Origin of the sequence: Hydrogenophaga sp. 2FB (genome assembly GCF_005503365.1) — a bacterium.
Taxonomy (GTDB): Bacteria; Pseudomonadota; Gammaproteobacteria; order Burkholderiales; family Burkholderiaceae_C; genus Hydrogenophaga.
In genome coordinates this window covers 43,201-68,802 of the sequence record NZ_SCML01000019.1, presented here as the reverse complement: position 1 = coordinate 68,802, position 25,602 = coordinate 43,201, and the positions used below count along the sequence as shown (strand labels likewise).

24 protein-coding genes are annotated in these 25,602 nt (G+C 66.8%); 8 read left to right on the top strand and 16 right to left on the bottom strand.

Annotated features, from left to right (window positions below; translation table 11 throughout):
• Window positions 1-15 precede the first annotated feature (15 nt).
• The gene (locus FFS09_RS13065; protein ID WP_252374356.1) at window positions 16-1,041 is read right to left on the bottom strand and encodes a restriction endonuclease; all 1,026 of its coding nucleotides are present in this window, start codon (window positions 1,039-1,041) and stop codon (window positions 16-18) included.
• 58 nt (window positions 1,042-1,099) lie between these two features.
• Here FFS09_RS13065 and FFS09_RS13060 point away from each other — a divergent pair, with 58 nt between their 5' ends.
• Window positions 1,100-2,236 (top strand): YfhO family protein, encoded by a 1,137-nt coding sequence (locus FFS09_RS13060; protein ID WP_137919314.1) that lies wholly within the window; start codon window positions 1,100-1,102, stop codon window positions 2,234-2,236.
• A gap of 47 nt (window positions 2,237-2,283) precedes the next feature.
• On the opposite strand, the gene FFS09_RS13055 is transcribed toward FFS09_RS13060, so the two are convergent.
• From FFS09_RS13055 to FFS09_RS13045, 3 genes are read right to left on the bottom strand one after another with little or no spacing between them, the layout of a single operon-like run.
• Window positions 2,284-2,670 carry a DUF1090 domain-containing protein gene (locus FFS09_RS13055; protein WP_137919313.1) on the bottom strand — a complete coding sequence of 129 codons (387 nt, stop codon included), beginning with the start codon at window positions 2,668-2,670 and terminating at the stop codon, window positions 2,284-2,286.
• Window positions 2,671-2,720: 50 nt separating this feature from the next.
• Window positions 2,721-3,128 carry a phage holin family protein gene (locus FFS09_RS13050; protein ID WP_137919312.1) on the bottom strand — a complete coding sequence of 136 codons (408 nt, stop codon included), beginning with the start codon at window positions 3,126-3,128 and terminating at the stop codon, window positions 2,721-2,723.
• Between the two features lie 16 nt (window positions 3,129-3,144).
• Entirely contained in the window at window positions 3,145-4,953 is a 1,809-nt protein-coding gene (locus FFS09_RS13045; RefSeq protein WP_137919311.1) for a glutamine--tRNA ligase/YqeY domain fusion protein, read from the bottom strand.
• Window positions 4,954-5,072: 119 nt separating this feature from the next.
• On the opposite strand from FFS09_RS13045, the gene FFS09_RS13040 reads away from it, so the two are divergent.
• Complete coding sequence (locus FFS09_RS13040; RefSeq protein ID WP_212745097.1) at window positions 5,073-6,335, top strand: DUF2157 domain-containing protein; 1,263 nt, start codon at window positions 5,073-5,075, stop codon at window positions 6,333-6,335.
• A gap of 6 nt (window positions 6,336-6,341) precedes the next feature.
• On the opposite strand, the gene FFS09_RS13035 is transcribed toward FFS09_RS13040, so the two are convergent.
• The 4 genes from FFS09_RS13035 to FFS09_RS13020 all read right to left on the bottom strand — a co-directional run bounded on the left by FFS09_RS13035 (window position 6,342) and on the right by FFS09_RS13020 (window position 12,402).
• Window positions 6,342-8,228 (bottom strand): choice-of-anchor I family protein, encoded by a 1,887-nt coding sequence (locus tag FFS09_RS13035; protein ID WP_137919310.1) that lies wholly within the window; start codon window positions 8,226-8,228, stop codon window positions 6,342-6,344.
• Window positions 8,229-8,413: 185 nt separating this feature from the next.
• Window positions 8,414-9,397: a Bug family tripartite tricarboxylate transporter substrate binding protein gene (locus FFS09_RS13030; RefSeq protein WP_137919309.1), complete on the bottom strand. Its 984-nt coding sequence runs from the start codon at window positions 9,395-9,397 to the stop codon at window positions 8,414-8,416.
• Window positions 9,394-10,449, bottom strand: coding sequence for a succinylglutamate desuccinylase/aspartoacylase family protein (locus tag FFS09_RS13025; protein ID WP_137919308.1), 1,056 nt, complete (start codon window positions 10,447-10,449; stop codon window positions 9,394-9,396). The genes FFS09_RS13030 and FFS09_RS13025 overlap by 4 nt, the downstream gene beginning before the upstream one ends.
• A gap of 153 nt (window positions 10,450-10,602) precedes the next feature.
• Window positions 10,603-12,402: a tripartite tricarboxylate transporter substrate-binding protein gene (locus FFS09_RS13020; RefSeq protein WP_171020001.1), complete on the bottom strand. Its 1,800-nt coding sequence runs from the start codon at window positions 12,400-12,402 to the stop codon at window positions 10,603-10,605.
• A gap of 151 nt (window positions 12,403-12,553) precedes the next feature.
• On the opposite strand from FFS09_RS13020, the gene FFS09_RS13015 reads away from it, so the two are divergent.
• Window positions 12,554-13,999 (top strand): aromatic amino acid ammonia-lyase, encoded by a 1,446-nt coding sequence (locus FFS09_RS13015; protein ID WP_171020000.1) that lies wholly within the window; start codon window positions 12,554-12,556, stop codon window positions 13,997-13,999.
• Window positions 14,000-14,047: 48 nt separating this feature from the next.
• Here the strand turns inward: FFS09_RS13015 and FFS09_RS13010 are convergent, their stop codons facing one another.
• Window positions 14,048-14,665 (bottom strand): DUF924 family protein, encoded by a 618-nt coding sequence (locus tag FFS09_RS13010; RefSeq protein WP_137919305.1) that lies wholly within the window; start codon window positions 14,663-14,665, stop codon window positions 14,048-14,050.
• A gap of 134 nt (window positions 14,666-14,799) precedes the next feature.
• Here FFS09_RS13010 and FFS09_RS13005 point away from each other — a divergent pair, with 134 nt between their 5' ends.
• The gene (locus FFS09_RS13005; RefSeq protein ID WP_252374355.1) at window positions 14,800-15,219 is read left to right on the top strand and encodes a hypothetical protein; all 420 of its coding nucleotides are present in this window, start codon (window positions 14,800-14,802) and stop codon (window positions 15,217-15,219) included.
• Window positions 15,220-15,269: 50 nt separating this feature from the next.
• Here the strand turns inward: FFS09_RS13005 and FFS09_RS13000 are convergent, their stop codons facing one another.
• The gene (locus FFS09_RS13000; RefSeq protein ID WP_171019999.1) at window positions 15,270-16,196 is read right to left on the bottom strand and encodes a LysR family transcriptional regulator; all 927 of its coding nucleotides are present in this window, start codon (window positions 16,194-16,196) and stop codon (window positions 15,270-15,272) included.
• A gap of 83 nt (window positions 16,197-16,279) precedes the next feature.
• On the opposite strand from FFS09_RS13000, the gene FFS09_RS12995 reads away from it, so the two are divergent.
• From FFS09_RS12995 to FFS09_RS12980, 4 genes are read left to right on the top strand one after another with little or no spacing between them, the layout of a single operon-like run.
• Window positions 16,280-17,488: a CaiB/BaiF CoA transferase family protein gene (locus FFS09_RS12995; protein WP_137919303.1), complete on the top strand. Its 1,209-nt coding sequence runs from the start codon at window positions 16,280-16,282 to the stop codon at window positions 17,486-17,488.
• A gap of 15 nt (window positions 17,489-17,503) precedes the next feature.
• A complete protein-coding gene (locus tag FFS09_RS12990; protein WP_137919302.1) occupies window positions 17,504-18,499 on the top strand; it encodes an acrylyl-CoA reductase family protein in 996 nt (331 codons plus the stop codon).
• 26 nt (window positions 18,500-18,525) lie between these two features.
• A complete protein-coding gene (locus FFS09_RS12985) occupies window positions 18,526-19,497 on the top strand; it encodes a Bug family tripartite tricarboxylate transporter substrate binding protein (RefSeq protein ID WP_137919301.1) in 972 nt (323 codons plus the stop codon).
• Complete coding sequence (locus FFS09_RS12980; RefSeq protein ID WP_171019998.1) at window positions 19,490-19,960, top strand: MaoC family dehydratase; 471 nt, start codon at window positions 19,490-19,492, stop codon at window positions 19,958-19,960. Before FFS09_RS12985 ends, FFS09_RS12980 begins: the two co-directional genes overlap by 8 nt.
• Before the next feature lie 6 nt (window positions 19,961-19,966).
• Here the strand turns inward: FFS09_RS12980 and FFS09_RS12975 are convergent, their stop codons facing one another.
• From FFS09_RS12975 to FFS09_RS12950, 6 genes are all read right to left on the bottom strand, one after another.
• Window positions 19,967-20,776: a LytR/AlgR family response regulator transcription factor gene (locus tag FFS09_RS12975; RefSeq protein WP_137919299.1), complete on the bottom strand. Its 810-nt coding sequence runs from the start codon at window positions 20,774-20,776 to the stop codon at window positions 19,967-19,969.
• Window positions 20,773-21,816: a sensor histidine kinase gene (locus FFS09_RS12970; RefSeq protein WP_137919298.1), complete on the bottom strand. Its 1,044-nt coding sequence runs from the start codon at window positions 21,814-21,816 to the stop codon at window positions 20,773-20,775. Before FFS09_RS12970 ends, FFS09_RS12975 begins: the two co-directional genes overlap by 4 nt.
• Before the next feature lie 38 nt (window positions 21,817-21,854).
• Window positions 21,855-22,145 (bottom strand): 2TM domain-containing protein, encoded by a 291-nt coding sequence (locus FFS09_RS12965; protein ID WP_137919297.1) that lies wholly within the window; start codon window positions 22,143-22,145, stop codon window positions 21,855-21,857.
• A gap of 42 nt (window positions 22,146-22,187) precedes the next feature.
• Window positions 22,188-22,616: a DUF2306 domain-containing protein gene (locus tag FFS09_RS12960; protein ID WP_137919296.1), complete on the bottom strand. Its 429-nt coding sequence runs from the start codon at window positions 22,614-22,616 to the stop codon at window positions 22,188-22,190.
• 127 nt (window positions 22,617-22,743) lie between these two features.
• Entirely contained in the window at window positions 22,744-24,678 is a 1,935-nt protein-coding gene (locus FFS09_RS12955) for a sensor histidine kinase (RefSeq protein WP_137919295.1), read from the bottom strand.
• 75 nt (window positions 24,679-24,753) lie between these two features.
• Window positions 24,754-25,602 (bottom strand): alpha/beta fold hydrolase, encoded by an 849-nt coding sequence (locus FFS09_RS12950; RefSeq protein ID WP_137919294.1) that lies wholly within the window; start codon window positions 25,600-25,602, stop codon window positions 24,754-24,756.

Below are 25,602 nucleotides of genomic sequence, written 5' to 3'. Positions count from 1 at the left end.
GTTCAATCTCGTCAATCAATCTTCACCGCGCATTGCCATTCGCGATCGGCAGCGTGGATAGCTCGCACAACCCCAGAACGCCGAACCGCCTTTGGACGGCTTGCGTTCCACCATCTTCATGCCACAACCCGCGCATGTGGGCCGCGCATAGTCACCTTCAAACGCCACTGCCAGCAAGGCCTGCTGTTGTTCTGGCGTGCGTTGTGCGATCAGCTTGAGCAACCCCGCGCCATCCAGCAAGTGAATGCCGTTGCGCTTCGCGAAATCCGTCGCATCGGCCGTGAAGGTGGACGTGGTGGCGTAGGTGCCGCGCTTCAATTGGTGCGACGCCATCACGCCGAAGAACTCGCGCACTTCCTTTACACCCACGGGCCTGGATGGCCAGTGTTTGCACTGCACCACCAATGCCGGGCCCTGCGCGTGCTTCGAATGCAGCCACACGTCCACGCCACCATCGGGCCCGTGTGATTGCGTGCGTGCTTCAAACCCGGCCTGGGCGAACAAAGCCTCGCAGACTGCTTCGAAGCGTCGCCATTCGATGGCCTTGAAAACGGCCGGGCTCCAGGTGGTGAGCGCAGATGCGGTGGTGGTATTGGCCTTTGGAGCCCCTGATGTCGGCGAGCGCCAGATCGCGTTGTCTTCGCGCTGGGTCACTGGTGTAGTGGTGCGCGGCACTGGCGCGAATCGTGGTAGCGGCTTCTCGGGAGCATCACCGGCCTTGTCCTTCAGCACATAGTGAATGCCCAGCAACAGCACCCCCACACCAATGGCAAACCAGGCCGGCGTTTGCACGGCGCGGCCAGCGGCACCCAGCAAGGGATGGCTCGACAACACGAACGCCATCAGCAGAAAACCGGCGCCCAATCCCAAGGCCATCAAGCCTTTTTCCAGTAGCGGGTGCTGGCTCTTTCGTTGGCGTGACTTGCGACGTGACGACCTTCCCATAGGAGAAACCCCTTGTTCGTTTCGAATGTTGGTGCAGGCATGATGCCGCAGATCAACAGACGGGGAGGGCTGAATGAAAACGAGCGGTTGAAGCACTCGGTTCAGCTAACCTTTTTCGAAAGCGGCTAGCTCCATCGATGCAAAAGGGATGCGAATGTCAAAAGATGCAGAACAAGGGGAGGCGATCATGGCTCAGACGCGATCTTCGCAGGAGGATGAAAAACCAATCCAGCCGATGGATCTACTCAAGCGACTTCTTCGGTATATGGGGGCGATCCCATGGGTGACATTGGGTGCGATCGGCACAGGCTGCGGCGTGGCGCTGCTGTACTTCTACTTCAGATCGATCGACTTCGTTCCTGCAGATATCTCTGCGATCTTGAGTGCCAGTCTGTTCGTGGCGTTGTTGGCCACGGCCTTTTACCTGTACACGGTCGTGTCATTGCTCTTGCCACTCTGGGCATATCGTGAAGCGGGGCTGGACGATCAAAACGAGGTTCTTCGACCATCTTCGTTGTGGGCATTGCAGGTGGCGGGCACGGGCGCGTTCCTTCTGTTTGTCGGGTACCAGATGTGGCGCGACTGCAAGCCCTCGGCGGAGTATCTTGTGATCCCCGGAACCATTCTTTTGCTGGTGGGTGGTGCGGGATGGCTGTGGTATGACCGCAAGAGAGCAGGGCATCAACATCCATGGTGGAGACGGCAGCTGTCGGCCCTGAACGTCTGCTTCTTCGGCACTTTTCCGTTCCTGGCTTTGTTCTCTTTTTTGTATCCCACGCAAGGTGCGGATTGGGGGCACTTGGGTGTCTTTGTCGCCGTGTGGCTGCTGGTGGTTCTCGGCAGCTCGACGCTGTTTCACAAGATGCCACTGTGGGGATGTGTGTTGCTGGTGATGGTCGTGACGCCGCTTTTCATGGTGTCGATACCAGGCGTGCTGGGGCGCGCCAGCCACTTGCCCGCATTCGTCGCTGAAATGGCAGGCATTCGTGCGACGCAGGTCAACGAATTGCGTGTGCCTGCAAACACTTGCGAATTGATCCAGGGCGCACTGGGCACAGCAATGTCCGTGACGCCGGTGACATGCAACGAAGGCGGTGGTTGGGGGACAGTCCATGCGCTGGTGCTCTCCAACCTCGGCGACCGCTGGCTGATCGAGTTGCCCCTCGCAGGTTCCCAGCCTCAAGGTCGCAATGGCGCCATTCGGATCACGATTCCCGATGAGGGTGTTCATACCGTGCGCCAGATCGCCGCACCTCCGGCAGAGGAGAAGGCGGCGGGTTGCCGCACCTGATGAAGCACTAACAGCCGCGGCCGCCCGCGTTCACGCGGCTACGTGCATCAACGCAGAAGCTCAGCCTTGGCCGCCGTCAATTCCTGCTGAGCCTCAGCCAGCTTGCGGCGCGCCTTGGCAATGTCTTTCGACTTTCCTTCTCGCTCTTCTTCCTTGAGTTCCGCTTCGCGTTCGCTCACCTTGTCGGTAGCACTGCGCACCTTCTTCTCGCGGTCGGCAAGCAAGACGCTGTCATCACATTTCTCTGCGGCACGCAAAGCGTCTTCCAAGCCTCTGACTTTGCGTGTCTGCCCTTTCGAGTTGGCAATGGCCAGTTCCCTCTGGATGTTCGCAACCTTGGCCGCGCACCCCTTGAGCGGTGTTGCGGGCTCATTGGCGATGGCCAGTTGTGCGCACAGGGCTGCGCCAACGGTGAGAAGGAAAAAACGCTTCATATCTATGGCTCCCTGAAAAGAAGAATGCGTCTAAGGACGCCCCGGCCGCATCAAAGCCAGACCGATCCGGGGGCCGGACTGGTGTCGATCGTGAACTCCGGCGATCCACCCAGCAGGAATGCGCCGAGCACAAAGCTCAACACTGCCATGAACAGGCTGGCCCAGAACGCGGTCCAGAAACCATTGATCTTGAAGCCGTTCACCAGCTTGGCCACCAGCAACAGCATCAGCGCGTTGATGACCAGCAGGAAAAGCCCGAAGGTGAGCACCGTCAAGGGCAGGGTCAGGAACACCAGCAAAGGCCGCACGATGGCATTGGCCAGGCCCAGCAGCAAAGCCGACACCACCAACGCCCCCGTGCTGCTGAGCTGGATGCCCTTGAAGACATGGCTCGCCACCCAGAGCGCAAAGGCGGTGATGGCCCAGTGGAGGAGGAAGGGGGTCAGGTTGGCGAGCATGCGTGGCTTTCGTTGATCACTTGCCCCAGGAGTCCTTCAACCCCGTCGCCCGGTTGAACACCGGTTTCCCCACCACGTGATCCACCCGATCCGCCACGAAGTACCCGTGCCGCTCGAACTGGAACTTCTCGTCCGGCTTCGCATTCGCCAGTGAAGGCTCCACGTAAGCCGTCACCACCTTCAGGCTGTTCGGGTTCAGCGCCTCGATGAAATCCTTGCCGCCCGCGTCGGGCTGGGCATCCAGGAACAGGCGGTCGTACAGCCGCACTTCGGCTTGCACGCCGCTGGCGACGCTCACCCAGGTGATGGCTGCTTTGGCTTTCACGCTGTCGGCGCCCGGCGTGCCGCTCTTGGTGTTGGGGATCACTTTGGCGTGCACTTCGGTCACGGCGCCATTCGCATCCCGGGCGCAACCGGTGCACTCGATCACATACCCTCCCTTCAAGCGCACCACGTTCCCAGGGAACAGGCGCTTGTAGCCCTTGGGCGGCACTTCCTCGAAGTCCTCGCGCTCGATCCACACGTCCTTGCCGATCTTGAACACGCGGTCGGGCGGCGGCGTCTGGCCTTCCGCGATCGCGCTGTGCGGCAGGGCCGGCTGGGTGCAGTCTTCGGTGTAGCCGTCAGAGCCGAACACCTCGCCCCAGTTGGTGAGCACCAGCTTGACGGGGTCCAGCACCGCCATGCCGCGGTGCGCCTTGTTCTCCAGGTCTTCGCGCAGGCAGCCTTCGAGCGTGCTGTAGTCGATCCACGAATCGCTCTTGGTCACGCCGATGCGTTCGGCGAACAGCTGGATGCTCTCGGGTGTGTAGCCGCGTCGGCGCAGGCCGACGATGGTGGGCATGCGCGGGTCGTCCCAGCCGCTCACCTTGTGGTCGTACACCAGTTGCGCGAGCTTGCGCTTGCTGGTGATGACGTAGGTGAGGTTCAGGCGCGCAAATTCGTACTGGCGTGGCGGCGGGCTTTTCAGCAGGCCGCCTTCGCACAGGCGTTCGAGCAGCCAGTCGTAGAACGGGCGCTGGTCTTCGAATTCGAGCGTGCAGATGCTGTGGGTGATCTGCTCCAGCGCGTCTTCGATCGGGTGCGCGTAGGTGTACATCGGGTAGATGCACCACTTGTCCCCGGTGTTGTGGTGCGTGGCGCGGCGGATGCGGTAGATCGCCGGGTCGCGCAGGTTGATGTTGGGGCTGGCCATGTCGATCTTGGCGCGCAGCACCATGCTGCCGTCTTCGTGCTGGCCGTCGCGCATTTCGCGCAAGCGCTTCAGGTTCTCGGCCGGCGTGCGGCTACGGAAGGGGCTGTTCACGCCGGGCTTGCCGAAGTCGCCGCGGCTCAGGCGCATCTGTTCGGCGGTCTGTTCGTCGACGTAGGCGTGGCCGTGCTCCACCAGGTATTCGGCCGCGCGGTACATGAAGTCGAAGTAGTCGCTGGCCTGGAAGAGGTGGTCGGTGCCGTTGGCTTCCCAGTCGAAGCCGAGCCACTTCACGGCGTCGATGATGCTGTTGACGTACTCGGTGTCTTCCTTTTCCGGGTTGGTGTCGTCAAAGCGCAGGTGGCAGATGCCGCCGTAGTCGCGCGCCAGGCCGAAGTTCAGGCAGATGCTTTTGGCGTGGCCGATGTGCAGGTAGCCGTTGGGCTCGGGCGGGAAGCGGGTGCGGATCTTGGCCGGGTCGGGCTGGCCGCTGGCCTGGTGCGCGGCATCGCCGGGGCTGCCGGCCCAGAGGCGGCTTTGGTACGTGCCTTTGTCCAGATCGTTTTCGATGATCTGGCGCAGGAAATTGCTGACTTTGTGTTCGCCTTCTGCGGCGGGGGTGGTGGAGCTCATGACGCATTCTATTGATGTGGCCGGGCGGGGCCCGGGCCCCGCCAGCCCGAATGGAGGGCGTGGGTTTTCCGGTATCGTGACCGCTCCCGGACGAGGAACCAAGGAAGAGGAAGCCCGAGATGAACAACGAGAATCCCGACACCATGCCCAGCGACGAGCCCACGCGCTGGGAAATCACCCAGACCGAGGACGTCTTTCTGCCCTCGGTGCGCGTGCAGATTGGCTGGAGCGATGTGGAGGCCGCCGTGGCGCGCGGCGCCATCGCGCAGGGCGAGGCGCATGCGCTGTGGGCGTCATGGGCCACGCCGGGCAGCCCGCTGCGCGTGGCGCTGGGAGGCGCTTCCGCGGTGCCCACGGCGGCCCAACTCGCGCACGAGGACACTGTCGCCGCAGCCAACACCCTGCGGACGATGCCCGGGCACGCACCGCTGGACCGTGGGCCCGCCTTCAGTTTCACCAACACGCTCTATTACTTCGGCGGCATGCTGGCCATTGGCGCCATGACGCTGTTCATGTCGCTGGGCTGGGAGTTGTTTGGCGCCTGGGGCGTGTTCGCCCTGGCGATGGGCTATTTCACGGGCGCGCTGCTGGTGGCGGGCAACCTGCTGCAAAAGGGCTTGCGCACCCCGGCGGGCATTCTGGCCACGCTGGCCGTTTGCCTGGTGCCCCTGGCGGTGTGGGCGTTCCAGGTCGGCGTTGGCCTGTGGCCCGACGGTGGCTCGGACAGCTACCGCGATTACCACCGCATCGTCGACTGGCGCTGGCTCACGTTGGAGTTCGCCACTCTGGCCGCGGCCGTGGTGCTGCTGTACCGCTACAAGCTGCCGTTCATGGTGATGCCGGTGGCCGTCACCATCTGGTACCTCTGCATGGACTTCTCGCACATGGCGATGCAGAAGGAAGGCTTCGACTGGGCGTTCGCGCGCGACATGTCGCTGGTGTTCGGCCTGGCCACCTGCGCGATCGCCGTGTGGGTGGACTTGCGCACCCGCACCGCGGAGAACGCCGAAGACCGGCAGGACTTCGCGTTCTGGCTGTACCTGTTCGGCGCGATCATGTTCTGGGCGGGCCTGAGCCTGCGCGAGAGCGAATCCGAATTCAACAAACTGTTGTATGCATTGTTGAATGTGTTGTTGGTGTTCCTGGGCGCCGCCATTGGAAGGCGTGTGTTCACGGTGTTGGGGGCTTTGGGCGTGGCGAGCTACCTGGGCTACCTGGCGTACCGGGTGTTTTCCGACAGCTTGTTGTTCCCGTTTGCCCTGACGCTGTTGGGGCTGGGCGTGGTGGCGCTGGGCATCTGGTGGCAGCGGAACGAAGCTCACATCCATGGGCGGCTGGTGGGCTGGTTGCCAGCGGCGCTGCGGCCGCTGGCTTCGGGCTGAAGTCGGTCAGTACTTCAGGTTGATCTGCATCACGGCTGTGGTGCCACTCACCTCGTTGCCCACCACCAGCAGTGGCTTGCCGTTGGGCGAGCGCGCGGCCGGGATGAACACCAGGCCTTCGGGACCGAGGTCGCCCGCCGTGGCGAGCACGGTGGACGGGTCGGCCGTGGCCCAGTCGTCTCGCGTGTTGAGGTAGTCCACGCGCTTGGGCGCCGTGGGGACGGTGATGTCGTACACCAGCACGCCGCCCATGCGCTCCAGGCCGATGAAGGCGAAGGTCTTGTTGCCGATCTGGCCGAGTGCGATGCCTTCGGGCTCGGGGCCTTTGGCGTCGCTGCGGCTGTCGAGCGCGTTGCCTTCGTCGTGGCCCGAGTTGAACCAGGTGGCGCACGGGATGCTGCGGGTGGTGCCGAGTTTGCAGTCGGCGCTGGCGAGGAACTTCTCGATCTCCGCGCCCGAGTCCCACACCAACGCGCCGTTCGCATCCCAGATGCTGAACGAGCGGCCGCCGTAGCTGTAGAGCTTGTCGTACATGAGGCGGTTGCCGGCCGGGTCTTGCACGCCCGCCGCGTTGAACATCACCGGCGCACCCAAGGCGTCCATGCGGTAGCCCATGGTCCAGCTGATGTTGAGGCGGCCGAGTTGGTTGTCGGCACGGCAGCCCACCGGGTCGCCGTTGATGGCGCCGCAGTAGCCGAAGACGGCGGGGTTGAGCAGGCCGCCAGCGGCCATCGCGTTGAGTTGCGGTGGCAGGTCGTCGCCCGCGCGTCCGGCCCAGCCGTTCTTGTTCACCAGGTGCTTCACGCGGAACTCTTCCACGAAACCTTTGCTGGCGTCGCCGCCCCAGTAGGCCGCGTCGCCTTCGCCCCAGGCGCGCGCGTCGCCTTCGTTGGCAGTGACGAGGTAGGTGTTCCCACCCACGGTGTACGAGGCCATGGCGTCGGGCAGGTACATGCCGTGCACGCCGGGCCAGGTCTTGATGTTGATCGCGCCGCCTTCGGTGTCCGACGCGTCGAGTTCGTTGCCCGCCACGCCGTGGTCTTTGAAGCCGAGCGGCAGGATGTCGGTGACCGTGGCGGTGGCGATGTTCACCTTGGCCATGGCGTTGTTCTCTTGCAGCGTCACCCACGCGGTGGTGCCGTCGGCCGAGATGGCGATGTACTCGGGCTCGAGGTCTTGCGCGACGGTGGCGCCGGGGCCGGAGATGCGCACGCCCGCCGTGCGCAGCGCGGCGGCCTGGGCGTTGAAAGCGGTGAAGTCGGCGGTGCGCACCACCGGCGCGGCGAGGTTGCGCACGTGGATGACGCTGATGCTGCCTTCGGGGTCGATCTGGTAGTCGTCGCTGGGCTCGCCTTCGTTGGCCACCAGCACGGTGTTGCCGTCGGGCGTGAAGGTGAGCATGTCGGGCAGGGCGCCGATGGTGACGGCGCTGATCAGGGTGAGGTCGCTCGCGCGGTACAGCGCCATGCGGCCGTTGTCGGTTTTGACCGGGGCCTGGATGGCCACGGCGACGACGCCGTTGTGCACGGCCACGCTGTTGATGCTGGCGCCGGGCAGCACGGTGGTGGCGTCGATCGCGCCGATCTTCACCGGGTGGGTCGGGTCCGCGAGGTTGAGCACGTCGACCGCGCCGAGCTGGGCGTTGACCACGAACAGGCGTTTGCTGGCAGCATCGAACGCGGGGATTTCAGCCGCGCTTACGCCGAACTGGCCGGTGCTGTAACCGCCGATTTTTTCCAGTGTGAGCCCGGTGGGCGTGGCGTCAGCGCCGGGGCCGGGCGCAGGCGCATTGCTGCCACCGCCACCACCACAGGCGGCGAGCACGGCCGTCATCATCAGGGAAGCGGCGAACAGGCGAGAGGGGGTGGCGAAGGCAGGAAGCAGGGGGCGCATCGGTGGTCTCATGGGTTTTGTGAGAAACCCCGGTTGTAGAGACCGGCCGTGTAGCGACCGTGACGAACGGATGTCTTTTCGATGACGGTTTCACGGGCCGGCGCGTGGGCCGTCCTCCACGCGCCGGCCGCGCTTCACGCGGCCCGCTGGCGACGGGGTCCCAGCGGGCTGGTCGGTGTCGCGACCTATTCGGTGGTGATGTTGGCTGCCTTGATCACGGGCCTCCAGCGCTGCGTCTCGGCCTGCAGATAGGCGCGGTAGGCCTCGCCGGACTTGAGCGTCGGAATGCCGAAGCCCTTGTCCATTTTGTCGGCTGCGTCGGCCGTGGCCATGGTTTTGAGCAAGGCCCGTTCGATGGCGCTCGACACCGCCGCTGGCAAGCCGGCGGGGCCGACCAGGCCGTACTCGCCGCTCAGAAGCACCTGCGGCACGCCGGCCTGCGCCGCGGTCGGGACCTCGGGCAGCCACTTGAGACGCTGCGTGGTGGCGGTGAGCAGCACCCGCAGCTTGCCCGCCTTGATCTGCGGCAGCAGTGCCGGAATTTCGCCGAAGAACACATCGACCTGGCCGCCGAGCATGTCCTGCATGACCTGGGTCGACCCTTGGTAAGGGACGTGGAGCAGCTGGGTGCCTGTGGCCTGCTGGAAGAGTTCCGCGATCACGTGCGTGCCGCCGCCTACGCCGGTGGACGCCACGGTCAAGGCACCGGGTCTGCGCTTGGCTTCCCCAACGAATTCCGCCACCGTTTTCGCCTTGACGCCCGAACCCACCACCATGACCACGGGCGTGGCCACCACCTGCCCCAGCAGCGTCAGGTCTTTCATCGGATCGAACATGGGCTTGGGCGAGGTCAGCGGCATCAGCAGCATGGTGCCGATGCCCGCCAGGCCCAGGGTGTAGCCATCCGGCGCCGAGCGCACCACGGTCTGGATGCCGAGCCCGCCCGAGGCGCCCGGCTTGTTCTGCACCACCACCGGTTGGCGGAGTTCTTCCGACAGGCCGGCCGCGACGATGCGCGCATAGGCATCGGCCGATCCACCCGCCGGGAACGGCGCCACGAGGGTGACAGGCCGCTCGGCATAGGCGGCGAGCGCGCTGCCCTGGGACAGGACGGTGGGACCGGCGACGGACAGGGCGGCCGCGCGTTTGAGCCATTCTCTTCTGATCATTTTTCTTCAATCCTTTCGATGCCCTGGAGCGGGCCGCTGATGGAGGCCACCTGGAACAGGCAGTCGCCGACTTCGGTGAGGGCGGGCACGCGTTGGCAGACCACGGTGCCCGCCGCCTCAAAATGCACAAGTTCGGGTTCGCGGTGGGGCGCTGAAGGGTCGTGGATTCGAGCCGCTGTCTGCCCGGCCTGGACGGTGTCGCCCAACCCGACCAGGGGTTCGAAGAGGCCGGCGGAACGTGCGAAGACGTTGCAGCTGTCGGCGCCGAACGCCAGGTCGACCCAATGGCCCGCGCTCGCGGGTGCCGCCGGCTCGCCATGCAACACGCCACTGGCAATCAAGGTTCGGCGCACGCCGTGCCAGGACTCTTCGAGATCGGGCCGCGACACCTGCCCGCCGCCACCGATTTCCAGCACCAGGCCCATGCAGTTCTGGCGCCGCGCCGCACCGAGGATCGTGCGGGGATTCAGCTGCTTCAGCAGGCAGGTATAGCGAGCGCCCAACGCGCGCAGCAAGGGGCGAAGACGCGCATCCTCTTCCTCGTCGCTTGCGGCACCGGCCATCGCCAGGCTGCCGTGGTAGACCAGCGAGCTGCCGCCCGAATGCAGGTCCAGCAGCAGGTCGGCACGCGTCAGCAGCGCTTGCTCGATGTAACTGCCCAGGACTTCGGTGATGCTGCCGGCGGGGTTGCCGGGAAACAGGCGATTGAGGTTCCCGCCGTCGATGGGCGAGGTGCGCAGCCCGGCTTTCGCGGCCGGAAGGTTGGCCATCGGCAGCAGGATGAGCTGACCCTGCACGCGAGAAGGATCGATCTCGCGGATCAGCCGCGAGACGATGAGCTGGCCTTCGTACTCGTCGCCGTGGTTGCCGCCCATCACCAGCACCACCGGGCCTGGGCCGTTGCGGATGGAGGCGACCGGCACCGGTATCCATCCGTAAGCCGACCGATGGACCGAGTGCGGCAGCCGCAAGTAGCCGCACTGCTTGCCCTCGGCATCGAAGTCGACCTCGCTGGTCATGCCCTGGCCGGCGGTGGAAAAGAGTTGTGCCATTCGGTGCTGCCTTGCCGTTCAATTTCAAGAGCCGCGCACATGCGCTGCGCCCATTGAACTCCACGCCGTCACCGGTGAAAAATTAGTCTCGCTAATGCATTTATTAGGCCGGCTATCGGGCCAGCTCACGGCCGCCCGGCGCGCTCGACGACCTCAGCGCGTGCCGAGCAACTGGCCCCAGCGTTCGTGCTCGCGCCGAACGTAGGCCATGTACTCGTTCCCGGTCCGCAGATCCGGCGTTCCGCCCTGGCCGATAAAACTCTCGGTGACCGCCGGTGAGCGCAAGGCTGCGTGGATCTGCCCCTGCAGCTCCAGCCGTGCCTCGGCAGACAGGGACGCCGGTGCGACCACGCAGTAGCCGCCGTCGGCGATCACATCCGGCAGGCCGCAATCGAGCGCGGTCGGCACCTCGGGCAGCCAGCTCGTGCGCTGATGGCCCGCGATCATCAGCGGGCGCACGGCATGGTTGCGGATGGCATCCATGGCGTTGCCACCCATCTCGGCAAACAGCACGTCCAGTTTGCCGCGCGTCAGGTCGAGGACGGCGGGCACCAGGCCGTCGTAGTGGCGCGACAGCATCCGGGTCGAGGTGCGCTTCTGGAACAGCTGCGACAAAACGCTGAGGGGTCCCCGGGCGACCGAGGCCGTGGTGAACTTGTCGGGTCGCAGACGCACCTGAGCGATCAGTTCCTGGAGGTTGGTCGCGGCAATGTGTTTCCCCACCAGCAGCACATTGGGCAACTGGACCAGACCGCTCAGACAGGTGATGTCGTGGAAGACGTCGAACAGGCCATCCTGGTTCAGCAGATGGTCGAACACCGTGGCACCGGTGCCGGCCAGCCCGATGGTGCAACCGTCGGCCACCGAGCGCGTGACCCGGTGCACCCCCAGCACGCCGCCGAGCCCGACCACGTTCTCCACGTCGACGGTCTGACCCAGGACGTCGCCCAGGGCCATTGCGAACTGACGGCCGAACCGGTCGGCGGGGCCGCCCGACTGAAAGGGCACGACCACCGTCGTCTTCTTCCGGTGGACGGTCCCGGCGCTGCCGCGGGGTGTGACCAGTGAATCCACAACCCGCTCGACGAGCGCCGTCGACGCCGCGTTGCGCCGCGTGACGAGGGAGATCGTTCGCTTGAAGTCGGGCGTCAGCGCGATGGCCTTGACCGCTGGATCTCCCGCCCGGGTTTGCTCCGCATGGCCACCGCCGGGCAGCACGGCCACACCCATCTGCTCGGCCGCGAGCGCAATGGCCATCGCGAACTGGGACACCTCCTGGACATCGGCCGTCGCGATATCGTGCGCGTGCAGAAAGCGGTCCAGCTGAAACCGTCCGCCGGCCGCATCGTCAAGAAGAATCAGCTTCTCATAGCGAAGCGCGTCGGCATTGACGTACTGCCGCCGCGCAAAAGGATGCTGCGCACTGCAGTACACGTGGTACGACTCGCTGGCCAGCGGAGCCGCGCTGAATTCGGCCGGCAATCCGTCGCTGGCGACGATGCCGATCTCGGCGGCACCGCGCAGCACGCTCTCCAGCACCTCGGCATGGGCGAGCTCGCGCAGCTGCAGCTGGATGTCTGGCCAGGCGCGCTGAACCTCGGCCATGCGGGCGGGCAACAAGCTGCTGCCCACCGAGGGGCTGCAGGCCAGCCGCACAAAGCCGCGGGTGGCCGACGCCTCGGCCTTGGCGCGCGACAGCACGGTTTCGAGGCTGTCGAGTGCCTCTCGCAGAGGACCGACCAACCGGCGTCCCGCATCGCTCAGCGCCACCTGGCGGGTGGTGCGGTCCACGAGCGACACCTGCAAGGCCTCTTCGAGTGTGCGCAACGACTGGCTGACTGCGGACTGCGTCAGTCCGATGGTGCTGGCCGTCGCGCTGAAACTGCCCGTTTCGCCCACCGACAGAAGCACACGCAGCTGGCGCAGGGAGACGTGTTGAGAGACTGGATACATGGTGATTTTTTCTAATAAGTCGCCAAGCAAAACTTGTTTTGCGAAACCACAGCTTGCCCGTCCAATGAAAGGCTGGCAGATCCGAAGAATAGAGCAGCCCACCGTGGGCACTTGCCGGATCGATTTCCTCACAACGAAACGCTTTGCACATATGGTTGAACCTGTAGAAATTGACGGCCGAAGTCTGACGGCGCACCAACTCACGCGCATCGCGCGCGGCGGGGCCAAGGTCCGCCTGGCGGACGCCGCACTGGACGAGATGGCGGCCTCGCGCGCGCTGGTCGAGACCATCGTCGCGCGCGGTGAACTGGTCTATGGCGTGACCACCAGCGTCGGCGCCAAAACCGGTGTACCGCTGGACCCCTCTCGATTCGGCGAATTCAACCGCCGGTTGCTCGAGACGCACGACATGGGGCTGGGGCCGCTGGCCTCGTCGGAGATGGTGCGCGCCATGCTGGTGGTGATGCTGAACAACATGGCATCGGGCCGCCAAGGCGTGCGGCCCGTGTTGGCCCTCATGCTGGTCGATGCGCTGAACACAGGGCGCGATTTCAAGGTTCATCTGTGGGGCTCCACCGGCGAGAGTGACATGTCGGCCGTGGCCAACATCGCACTGGACCTCTACCGCGACATCGAGCTTGCCGCCGGTGAAACCATCGCGCTCATCAATTCCAGTCCGCTGTCCATCGGGCTGGGTGCACTCGCGTTCGATACGCTGGAAAACCTGCTCGAATCGTGGCCGTTGGTGGCCGCGCTGAGCATGGAGGGGTATGGCGCCAACCCGTCCATCGTGTCGGCGGCGGCGGTGCGTTCGCGGCCGCTCAAGGGCCTTGCGCACGCGGCACGCGGCATCGCGTCGCAGTTGCAAGGCAGCGCTCTGATGAGCGAGGGCGGTCCACGTCACCTGCAGGACCCGCTGAGCTTTCGCTCGTTGCCCATCACGCTGGGCAATGCGTTCGACAGCTTCGAGTTCGCACGCGGTCTGATCTCCGTGGAGCTGAATGCGAGCCAGAACAACCCGATTGTCTCCGTCGAGGAGCAGCGGCTGGTGTCGGTCGCCAACTTCGACATGCTGTCTCTTTCGATGGCGCTGGACACGCTGCGCCTGGGTATCGCGCCGCTGGTCACGGGGTCGACCGAGCGGGTGGCGAAGCTCGTGGACGCCTTCTGGTCGGGTCTCAGCGTCGGCCTGATCGAAGCGGATGCGCTGGGCCTGCCCGGGTTCAACGGCCTGGCCCAGGTGCACAAAGCCATCACGGCCGAAGCGCGGCTGCTGGCCGCACCGGTGGTCACCGAGTTGCCGAGTTCGAGCCACTCCAATGGCAACCTCGACCGCGTCAGCATGTCGAGTCTGGCGGCGCGGCGCACACTGGAACTCGCGCAGCTGTGCAAGTCCATCATGGGCATCGAGCTGATGGTGGCCGCGCAGGCGGTCGATGTCAGAAACCCCCAGCAACTGGGCAGCGGCACAACCCGGCTGCACGCCTTCGTGCGCGGCATCGTGCCACGCGCCGGCGGCGCCCAGCGGGTTCCGCACCCCGCACCCCTGCTTGACGCGCTCGAGCGGCTCGACTACCGGCTCGGCGACCTCGGCTAGCTGCAGCGCGGGCTGCCGTGACGGTCGTGTGCCGTGTCGATGGCGTTCTTACTGACCGAAGCGCGGACCGTCCTGCAGAAAGGCTTCTTCGGCGGGCGTGCTGGCGCGACCGAGCACCTTGTTGCGGTGGGGGAAGCGGCCGAACCGGGCCACGATGTCGTGGTGTTGTTGCGCGTACCGCAGGAAGCCGCCGAGGGTGTCGCGCAGCTCGGGGACGCAGGTGTCGAACAGGCGCTGGAAGCGCAGCACGCTTTCGACCTGCAGCCCGAGGTCTTCCGCGTGTTCCAGCGGCAGGGCCATGAACACGCAGCCCACGGTGGCCAGCTCGGCGTCCATCCCGCCGGCGCGGGCTTGCAATGAAAGCTGCTGCGCCCGCGCATCGCCGGCAAAGGCGCGCGCCTGACCGCGGTACACGTTGCGGGTGAACTGGTCGAGCAGCAGCACCAGCGCCAGGCGGGTATCGATGCGGGTTTCCCACTCGGTCAGGCCGCCGTCGACCGCCTGCTCCACCAGGGGGCCGAAGCGCGCGCGGATCTTGTCGTCGAACGCGGGGTCGCCGCCAAACCAGAGTTCGTCGCGCGGGTCGGAACACCAGCCGCGCGCCAGGCCGTCGCCCAACCAGAAGTCGAGTACGTCGTGTGCGGTGGGCTGGCCAAGGGTATTCATGGCGTTTTCAATGTAAAGATGGGGTGGGCGTTACGTATGGCAACGACTTTGACCATCCGTGTGGAACAGGTTAACGCGGAAGTCCGTGTAATACGACCATAGGGTGTGAAAACGCCCAGCAACAGGAGCCCCACATGAACACGCAGACTTTGAAAACCCCTTGGGCCCGCACATCGGCCCTGACCCGCGGCCTCACCATCGTCACCCTGGCCGCTGGCGCCTGGGCTTTGTCGGTGATGGGTTCGCAGGCCCACGCGCGCAGCGACGTGCACTGGTCGATCGGCGTGAACACCCCGGGTGTCGCGGTCGGCGTATCGAACGCGCCACCGGTGTATTACGGGCCGCCGCCGGTGTACTACGAACCACGTCCCATCTACTACCAGCCGCGCCCGATCTACTACGGACCGCCGCCGGTGTACTACGCACCGCGCCCGTACTACCGTTCGGGTTGGGGGCACCCGCGCTGGGACGGTCGTCGGAATGACCGTTGGCATGACGGCCACCGCGGCCATGACCGCCATGACCGTCACGACGGACGCCGCGGTCGGGACTGACCTCCACAAAAAACCGGGACACGATGTCCCGGTTTTTGTTTGCGGCCTCGTTAGCCCGGCATCCCGAGTTGCTTGACCAGCACCGTCAGCAACCGCGCGACTTCCCGCACGGCGGCCGACGCGGGCCGACGCCGGGTGGTGTCGATGAAGGTGGTCTGCCGGATGGCCGGGTGTGTGATGGGTATGTGCTCCAGCAGGCCCCTGGCGAGCTCTTCCTGGATCGCGTGCGCCGGCAGCGTGGCGTACAGGCCGCAGCTCATCACCGCGTCCTTCATCGCGGTGGCCGAACTCACCTCGAGCACGACGTTGGTTTCGATGCGCCGCCGGCTCGCGGTTTCCTCGAAGAGGGTGCGCAGGCTGTTGGGCCGTATCGGCATCACCAGGGGCAGGCCCGCCAGCGCCGAGAAACGCACCGAGGACTTGCCCCCGTGCGGGCCACCCGGCGCCGCGATCAGGCACAGCGGCGATGACAGCACCGCATCCTGGCTCTCACGCCGCAGCGGTCGGTAGCGGTTGAAGGTGCCGACGTCGATGCTGCCTTCCGACAGCATCACCTCGATCTGGCCGCTGTAGACCTCGATCACGCGCAACTGGATGTCGGGGAATTCCTCGCGAACCCGTGCGTACAGGCGTCCGGTCATGGGCCGTGCCATGGAGGGCAGCAGGCCCACGTTGACGATCCCGGCGGGTCGGCGCCCGTTGCCGCCCGTGTCCTCCACCAGGGCGGACGCATCGGCCAGGAGGGCCTGCGCCCGCGGCAGGACATGGCGGCCCAGCTCCGTCAGCACGACGCCACGGCCGGTGCGGTGCATCAGGCGCCCGCCCAGGGTGGACTCCAGGCGCGAGAGCTGGCGGCTGAAGGCCGACTGGGCCACGCCCACGGCGGTGGCCGCGGCCGTGAGGCTGCCGTATTCGGTGGCCTGAACGAAGTAGCGCAGGTCTTCGATCTGCAGCCCTTTGCGATCTGAAATCTGCATTTCTGAAATCACCTCCATGCGTATTCTGTATTTTGCACCGGATGCCTAAACTGGCTTCGAGACATGCAACCAGGACATCGAACATGACACCCGTCGCCACCACCGGTCCCCTGAAAGGGCTCAGGATTCTGGACCTCTCCACCGTGATCGCGGGCCCCTGGGCGTCGACGCTGCTGGCCGACCTGGGCGCGGACGTGCTCAAGGTCGAAATGCCCGGCGTGGGCGATCCCCTGCGCGCTTTGCCGCCCTACAAGGACGGCGTGCCCCTGTGGTGGAAGGCGGCCAACCGCAACAAGCGCGGCATCACACTGGACTTGCGCCGCGAAGAGGGGCGCGCACTGCTCGGCAGGATGCTCCCCAAGTACGACGTCATCGTCGAGAACTTCCGCCCGGACACGCTGGACCGCTGGGGCATCACCAAGGACTGGTTGCATGGCATCCACCCGCGGCTGATCATCCTGCGCCTGACCGGTTTCGGACAGACCGGCCCGTACCGCAACCGGCCCGGCTTCGCCCGGGTGTTCGAGGCCATGACGGGCTTCACCAACATCTGCGGTGAGCCCGACCGGCCGCCGCTGCACCTGGGCTTTCCCATCGCCGACGCGGTGGGCGGCCTGTTCGGTGCCATCGGCATCCTCAGCGCGCTGTACCACCAGCGCCAGAACGGTGGCGCGCCGGGCCAGGAAATCGATTGCTCCATGATGGAGTCGATGTTCCGCGTGCTCGATTTCCTGCCGATCGAGTACGACCAGCTGGGTGTCGTGCGCGGGCGTTCGGGCAACACCAGCCAGTACGCGGCCCCCGGCAATGTGTACAAGACCGCCGATGGGCGCTGGGCCTCCATCGCCGCGTCCACCCAACGCATCTACGAACGCCTGTGCACGGCGCTGGGCCGGCCAGACCTGGTGAGCGACCCGAAGTTCGTCACCAACCGCGAGCGCGTGGCCCACCGGGCCGAGCTCGACGAGATTCTGGCGACCGAGATCGCGAAGCACCGCATCGACGAGCTCGATCGCATGCTGGAGGCCCACGAGGTCGGGTTCAGTCCGATCTACGACATCGCCGACATCTTCCAGGACGCCCACTTCGCGGCGCGCGACGCCATCGTCAGCGTGCCCGACGAAGAGCTGGGCACGGTGCGCATGCAAAGCGTCGTGCCCGCGTTCTCCGAGACGCCTGGCGCGGTCCGCCATGCGGGGCCCTCGCTGGGCCAGCACAACGAAGACGTGTTTCGCCAACTCGGCCTGAGCGACGCGCAGGTGGATGGCCTGCGGGCCGCCGGCGTGATCTGAACCCAAGGAGCAACCATGGACCCCATCAAGGCTTATCTCATCGAAGAAGACCCCGCCGGCGCGGTGCGCGCCAGCTTCACCACGCTGACGCCCGCGCAGCTCGATCCCGGCGACGTCGTCGTGCGCCTGCGCTACGCCAGCGTCAACTACAAGGATGCCCTGGCGGCGACCGGCAAGGGCCGCATCATCCGCCGCTTTCCCTGCGTGGGGGGCATCGATGCCGTGGGCACCGTGGTGTCGTCGCAGAGTGCCCGTTTCCAGCCCGGCGATGCCGTCGTCGTGCACAGCCATGGTTTTGGCGTGTCCCACCACGGCGGCTACGCCACGCAGGCCCGGGTGCCCGCCGATTGGGTGAACCCCATTCCGGCCGGGCTCAGCGCGCTCGATGCCATCGCCATCGGCGTGGCGGGCTACACGGCGGCGCTGGCCGTGGACCTGATGGAACTCAACGGCGTGGTACCCGGCCGGGGCCGGGTGCTCGTCAACGGCGCCACTGGCGGCGTGGCCACCATCGCCATCGACATCCTCGCGCAGCGTGGCCACGAGGTGGTCGCGGTCACCAGCAAACCCGCGCAGGCCGGGTACCTGAAAGAGCTCGGCGCGAGCGAGGTGATCGCCTCCAGCGATCTGGCGGCGGGCACCCGGCCGCTGGAAAAGGCGCAATGGGCCGCGGCGGTGGATTCGCTGGGCGGCGAGCCCCTGGCCCAGCTCACGCGGACCATGGACAAGGACGGCGTGATCGCCAGCATCGGCAACGCGGCGGGCCACGAGCTCGTGACCACGGTCATGCCCTTCATTCTTCGCGGCGTGCGGCTGATCGGCGTCAACTCCGACAACGCGCCCGATCTGCGCGAACACGTGTGGCATCGCCTGTCGACCGACCTGCGACCGCGCCACCTCGGCCGCATCGCGGAGGTGCGGCCCTTCGAGGCCCTGCCCGATGTGATGGAGAGCGTGATCGAGGGCCGCAACCGGGGCCGCAACGTCATCGCCGTGGATCCCGCCTTGTAGACCGACAAAACCGATCAGGAGACACCATGAAAACACTGCGCTGGATCGTTCTTTCGTTGACATTGGGTTTGTCCGCCGGCCTGTCCGGCGCGCAGGGCCGCTACCCCGACCACCCCGTCAAGCTGGTGGTGGGCTTTCCCGCAGGGCAGGCCACGGACATCGTGGCGCGCCTGCTCGCGGACCGGTTGTCGCAATCGATGGGGCAACCCTTCGTGGTGGAGAACCGACCGGGCCAGGGGGGCAGCCTGGGCCTGGCGCACCTGGCCAAATCGCCGCCCGACGGCTACACCATGACGCTGGCCGCCACCGCGTCGCTGGCGACGAACCCGCACCTGTACAAGGCGGTCGGTTACGACCCGCTCACCGACTTCGCACCGAGTGGCCTGCTCATGGAAATCCCGCTCGCGCTGGTGGCCCATCCGTCCGCGCCGTTCAACAACCTGGCCGAACTGGTGGCGTATGCCAAGGCCCACCCTGGCAAGCTGAACTACTCGTCGGTGGGCAACGGCACCCTGTCGCACCTGGCGATGGAGCGCCTCAAGCGCGAGGCGGGCCTGGCCATGACGCACATCCCCTACCAGGGCAGCGTGCGCTCGATCGCCGATCTCGTCGGCGGCAACGTCATGCTCAGCTTCGACACCCTGACGGTCACCGTGCCGCACATCGAATCCAGACGGCTCAAGCTGATCGCGGTCGCCTCCGCGAAGCGGGTGCCACAGCTGCCCGATACGCCGACCCTGATCGAGGCGGGCCTGCCGGGCTTCATCGCCAGCCCCTGGCTCGGCGTCCTGTTTCCCAAGGGCACGCCGCAAGACATCGTGACGGCCATGAACGCCGAAATCCGCAAGGCCCTCGACGACCCGGGCATGCAGAAATCCATGCAGGCCATCGGTGCGCTCGCGCGCCCCAGCAGCCCGGGCGAGTTCGCCCGGGTGCTGCAGGAAGACCATGCGCGCTGGGGCCGCATCGTGCGCGAATCGGGAGCGCGGGTTGACTGAGCCGACCGCCGTCGCCACCGGTGCCTGCCCGGGCGTGACGGCCGGCGAGCGGTTCGTTTCGACGCGGGCCCTGGTGGGTGAAGACCTGGAACGGGCGGTGCGCCTGACACAGGGCGCCCACCCCGTGCACGTGAGCGACGCCGCGGCGAGCAGCGCGGGCCTGCGGGGCCGGATCTTCCATGGCGCCGTCACCGCGGCCATCATGGCCAGCGCCATCGGCGCCCGGTTTGCGCAGAGCCGCATCGCCTTGCTGGAGCAGAACAACCGCTACCTGTTGCCGGTCTATCCGGGCGACACCCTGCACACCACCTGGACGGTGGGGGCCGTGCGCGAAAGCCGGCAGATGGGTCAGTGGGTGCTGGAGCTGTCGGGCCAGATGCTCAACCAGGACGGGGCCGCCGTGCTGGAGGCCAGCGCCAGGGTGTTGTGGCGAGGCCCCTTGGCGGCCGATGGGGCTCCATAGGCGTCCTCACATGGCGCGAAACCGGTCGGCATAGAGCCGGCTGACGGCCAGCGTTTCCGGCCTGCCGCGCAAGCGCAGGCTCAGGCGCCCCGCTTCGTTGCGGGAGACGCTGTCGATCGCGTCGGCCCGCACCACGGTGCCGCGGTGGATCTGCCAGAACACGGCCGGGTCCAGCTGCGGCAGCAGGTCCTTGAGCGGGGTGCGGATCAGCACCTCGCTGCCGGCGGTGAGCACGCGCACGTACTTGTCGGCCGCCTCGAACACCAGCACCTCGCCCACCGGCACCATGCGCACGGCCTGGCCCACGCTGGCGGGAATGAACTGCAAGCGCGGCAGGGTGGGCGCGGGCGCATCGCCGGCCAGAAGCAGGGCGCGCAGTTGTTGCAGCGTGTGGTCGTCGGGTGCTGCAACACCCGTTGCGTGCTGGCGACGTTGTGTAAGCATTTGTTGAAGCCGCTGGACGGTGCGCGCCAGGCGTTCGGGCTGCACCGGCTTGAGCACGTAGTCGACCGCCTGCGCGTCAAAGGCCTCGACCGCGTAAGCGTCGTACGCGGTCACGAAGACCAGCGCGGGAAACGGATCGCCCTCGGGCCACTCGTCCGCGAGCTCGGCGGCCGCTTGCAGGCCGGTCTGGCCGGGCATGCGGATGTCGAGAAACAGCACGTCGGGCTTGAGTGCCAGCGCCTGCGCCACGGCCGAATCGCCGTCGCCCACGGTGGCCACGATCTGCAGCGTGGGCCAGGCGCGGGCGAGTTCGGCTTGCAGCGCTTGCGCCAGCAGCGGTTCGTCTTCGGCGATCAGGGCGGTGGCGTTCATGGTGTGGGCGTTTCTTGCCAGGGCAGGGTGAGCAGGGCGCGCGTGCCCTGGCCGGGGCGGGCTTGCCAATCCAGCCGCGCCTGGCCCGGGTAGGCCGTCGCCAGGCGCTCGCGCACCTGTGTCAGGCCGAAGCCGGGCTGGGGCGACGGTTCACAGCCCACGCCGGTGTCGCTCACCTCCAGCTCCAGCGCGGGGCCGTTGCGGCGCGCGCAGACGCGGATCTCGCCGCCCTGCAGGCTGGGCTCCAGGCCGTGGCGGATGCTGTTCTCCACCAGCGGTTGCAGCAGCAGCGGGGGCACCGGGTGCCGGGCGAGCGCGTCGGGCAAGTCCAGCGTGTAGCGCAAGCGCGGGCCCATGCGCACCGCCATGAGTTCGAGGTAGTCGCGCAGGCGGTCGAATTCGGCCGTGAGCGTGTGCTGGCCGGCATGGGCCTCGGTGCGCGACGCGGTGAGCGTGGCGCGCAGGAAATCGTTGAGCCGGTCGAGCATGGCGGTGGCGCGCGCGGGGTCGGTGCCGATGAGCACGCGCAGGTTGGCCAGGGTGTTGAACAGCATGTGCGGCTCGAGCTGCGATTCGAGCAGCTTCAGGCGGGCTTCGCTGGCCTGGCGCTGGGCTTCTTCCTGTGCCAGGCGGGCATGCGCCAGCATGGCGCGGCTGGTGAAGTAGTAGGCCCCGAAGCCGCCAGCGGCGAGCGACATCAACACGAAACCCAGCGTGGCGCGGGGAAAGTTGCTCAGGCTCGCGAACAGGTCGCGGCCCAGCAGAAGGTTGGCGGTCACACTGCCGGCCACGTAGGCCGTCAGCACGGCCATCACCACCAGCAGGGCCATGCGCGGCACCCCGGGCCAGCCACTGGGGTGGAGCACGTGGCGCCCGCCGTCGATCAGCACCCAGATGGACAGCCCGATGCACTGCGAGTACAGCAGGTTGACCGCGAAGGTGTCGCCGTTGACCGCGGTGATGATCAGCGCGATCACGGTGTTGACGACCACGACCACAAGGGCGCGTCGGGCGGCGATGTCGGGTTTGAACGGCGGCATGGCCGCAGTATCCTGTATGCCCGCAGCGACCTCCGTGTTCACTCGCCGCGTTCCCGCAACAGGCGCTCGCGTTCCTGCGCCACCAGGCGCTGCTGCAGCCCGCCACCGCCCAGCGTGACCCAGACCACCAGGCCGTGGATCAGCAGGCCCAGGCCCCAGCCCAGCGCGGGGTAGATGGCCCAGTGGCGACCGCTGGACAGGGAGAGCATGGCGAGCACGGCGTTGACGCTGAGGTACACCAGCGCATGCACGTACCAGCCCATGCGGGCGCCGGCGCGGCGGCGCGCCAGGCGGTCGATGTCGTTGTATTGGGGGTTCGATGGGTTCATGGTGGGCTCCGGTTCAAGGTTCAAGGTTGTCAGGACGGCGGCTCATGCCAGGCCCAGCCACTGGTGCCAGACCAGGCCGCCGAGGTAGCGGTTGGGCAACAAGGTGAACGCGCCGGCCACGAGACAGGCGCTGATGTACAGCCACACCATCACGCGGCGGTGGCGCTTCACGTCGCCGCGCAGCAGCGCGCGAAACGCGAGGAACAGGCTGCCGAAGACGATCGGCACCAGCAAATGAACCGGTGTGTAGCCGGCGATGTTGGGCAGCTTGAAGTCGCGGATGAAGATGGCGGAAATGGCGGCGACCAGCATGAGCGTGACCCAGGCGTAGCCGGCCGCTCGGTGCAGGCGCGGGCGCTGGCCTGGCAGGTGGGCTGCATGACCGCGGCGGGCCCAGAGCGCCACCGGGCCAATGGCCACGGCGGCGATGGCGGCCGTCATGTGCACGGCGATGAGGGGTGTGAGTTGCATGGCGGGCTCCGGTGAGGGGATGAGCCGCACTGTGCCGATGGCACGGGTGGCGCGCCATGGTCCTGCGATGGAGCCGCGCTTGCGTGGCGCGAAACGCCGCTGGACGGCGCGAATGGCAAGCGGGCCTTCAGCCGGCCGGGCGCGCGCTCAGGCTGAAGCTGAAGATCGCGCCCTCACCGGGCACCGCGCTGGCCTTGAGCTCGCCACCGTGGCGCTGCACGATGCGCAGCGAGGTCGCCAGGCCGATGCCGATGCCGCTGAACTCGTTGGGCATGTGCAGCCGCTGGAACGGCTGAAACAGCTTGGCCGCGCGCGCCATGTCGAAGCCCGCGCCGTTGTCGCTCACGGTGAAGAAGCGCTGGCCTTGCACGTCTTCGGTGCCGACACGGATGAGCGCGTTGGGGGTGCGGGCGGTGTATTTCCAGGCGTTGTGCAGCAGGTTCTGCATCAGGGCCTCGACCAGCGTGGGGTCGGCCATGACTTGCAAGCCGCGATCGATCTCCCAGCGCACCCAGCGTTGCGGCTCGGCGCCGGCGAATTCGCCCAGCAGGCGCGTGGCGATGGCACTGAGGTTGACCGGCTGGCGTTGCAGCTCGCCGCGCGAGAACTGCGACAGCGTGAGCAAGCCGTCGATCAGTTCGCCCATTTTTTTGCTCGCGGCCATGATGCGCTGCAGGTGCGACAGGCTCTCGCCGGCCAGGCCGGGCATGTCTTCCTGCAGCGCCTGCGCGAAGCCGTTGATGATGCGCAGCGGCGAACGCAGGTCGTGCGCGACGGCGTACGAATAGCTCTCCAGCTCGTCGTAGGCCGCCTTCAGGGCTTCGGTGCGCGCCTGGATGCGTTGCTCCAGCGAAGCGTTGAGCCGCTGGATTTCCATCTCGCTGTGTTTGCGCTCGGTCACGTCGCGCGTCACGCCCAGGGCCCGCACCGCGCGCCCTTGCGCATCGCGCTCGAACTCGGCGCGCACGCTGAACCAGCGCTCTTCGCCACCGAACAACAGGCGGTATTCGAGCTGGTAGTCGGCCTTCCCCTGCAACGCGAGCGTCCAGAGGTTCACGGCCCGGTTCAGGTCCTCGGGGTGCGTGAGCGCCAGCAGTTGTTCTCCCGTGAACTCGGCCGAGGGCAAGCCCAGCACCTGGTGCGAGCCCGCCAGGGTGGTGAAGCGGGTGGAGGTGACGTCGGCCTGCCAGCTCGCCAGGCCCGCGAGTTCGTGCGCTTGCCGCAGCAGTTGTTCGCTGGTGCGCAGCGCTTGCTCGGTGTTTTTCCGAGCGGTGATGTCCTGCACCACGGCGATCAGGTAATCGGGCTCGCCCGACGCCTCGCGCACCAGCGAGATCGTGAGGTGCACCCAGACCACGTGGCCCTGGCGGTGGATGTAGCGCTTCTCGAAGCTGTAGTGGCTGATCTCGTTGTTCAGGGTGCGCTGAAGCTGGAGTTCGTCCATCCACAGGTCGTCCGGGTGGGTGAAGTCGCGGTAGTGCATCGCCTGCATTTCGGCCTTGGTGTAGCCGACGATGTCGCAGTAGGTCTGGTTGACGCGGATCCAGCCTCCCGCAATATGGCTGTGCGCCATGCCGGTGGCGCTGCGCTCGAAGGTGTCTTCGAGCTGTTGCTTGCTGCGCTGAATCTGCTCCGTGGCCTCGCGCAGCTCGCGGTGGTGGCGTTGCATGAGCGCGATCGAACCGACCACCACGATCTGTGTCACCAGATGCCACAGGGTGAGCCAGAACGCTTCGGTCAGGTTCTCGAACGCCTCATTGGAATAAGGCTTGGGCAGGAAGAGGTGGATGACCGACATTCCCAGCGCGGTGCTGAACATGCCGGCATGGAAGCCGCCGTACAGCGTCGAGAGGGCCACGGCCAGCGTCAAGGTGACGAAACGCCCCCCGGACTCCGCGGGCGCCAGCGCCATCCGCGTCCACCCCAGGATCGCGGTGATGGCCAGCGCCACCAGCAGGCGCACCCACAACGCGTGCTGTTCGGGCTGCCAGTTCAGCACGCGCTGCAGCAGCGGTTGCAGCGGGTGGCCTTCGGACGAGGGTGGGAAGCTGGAGTCGGGCACGGCGGGGGTGGTGTGGTGTGCGCTACGGGTTTATACCGGAGCGCGCCACCCGCGCGTGTTCGGGTCTGCCCTTGTTCAGCGTGCCGAATCCAGCGCGCGCAGCACCGATTCGATGGTGGCGGCGGTCTCCAGCGGCCGCTCCATGGGAAAGAGATGGCTGCCCTCGACCATCGCCAGGCGCCCGGGGTGTTGCCGGTCGACCAGGCGGCGGGTCATGGCCATGCCGACCTGCTGCATCTCCTTCGACTGGGTGCCTCCGATGAAGCCCACGGGGCACTGCAGGGGGTGCCGGCGCAGCAGCCGGTCCAGGTTGTGGGGCAGGGTGTTGTAGATCGCGGTTTCGACGTCGCGCTCGAAGTGCAGCACGCGGTGGTTGGCGCCGTGCGCGTCGGCCTCGTCGCGCGTGCCGTGGGCGATGTAGTCGCTCAGCACCTGCGGGTCCCAGGCGGCAAAGATTTTCTTGCTGGCGAAGTGCGCGTGCGCGGCGGCTTCATCGGGCCAGCGCTCGCGGCGCTGGCGGCTGATTTTCCCGGGCGAGACCGAGCCGATCAGTTGCGTGCGCTTGACCAGCTCCAGCGTGCGGGCGCGCCAGCCGCCCAGCACGGGCGAGTCGATCAGCAGCGCGCCCTTGACGGCGTGGCCGCCGAGCTTCGGATGGCGCGCGGCGCACATCAGGCTGAGAAAGCCGCCCAGGGAATGCCCCACGAGCCAGGCGCCTTCGCCCTGCTTCTCGATCTCCGGCGCCGCGAAGTCCGCGAGTTGCTGCACCAGGTGCCGCCAGTTGCTGGTAACCGGGTAGCGCGGGTCGTGGCCGAAGCGGTCCACCGCCCGCACCGTGTGGCCGCGGGCGCGCAGGGACTTGAAGAGGACGCTGTAGGTGCTGGCGGGGAAGCTGTTGGCGTGGGAAAAAATGATCAGAGACAC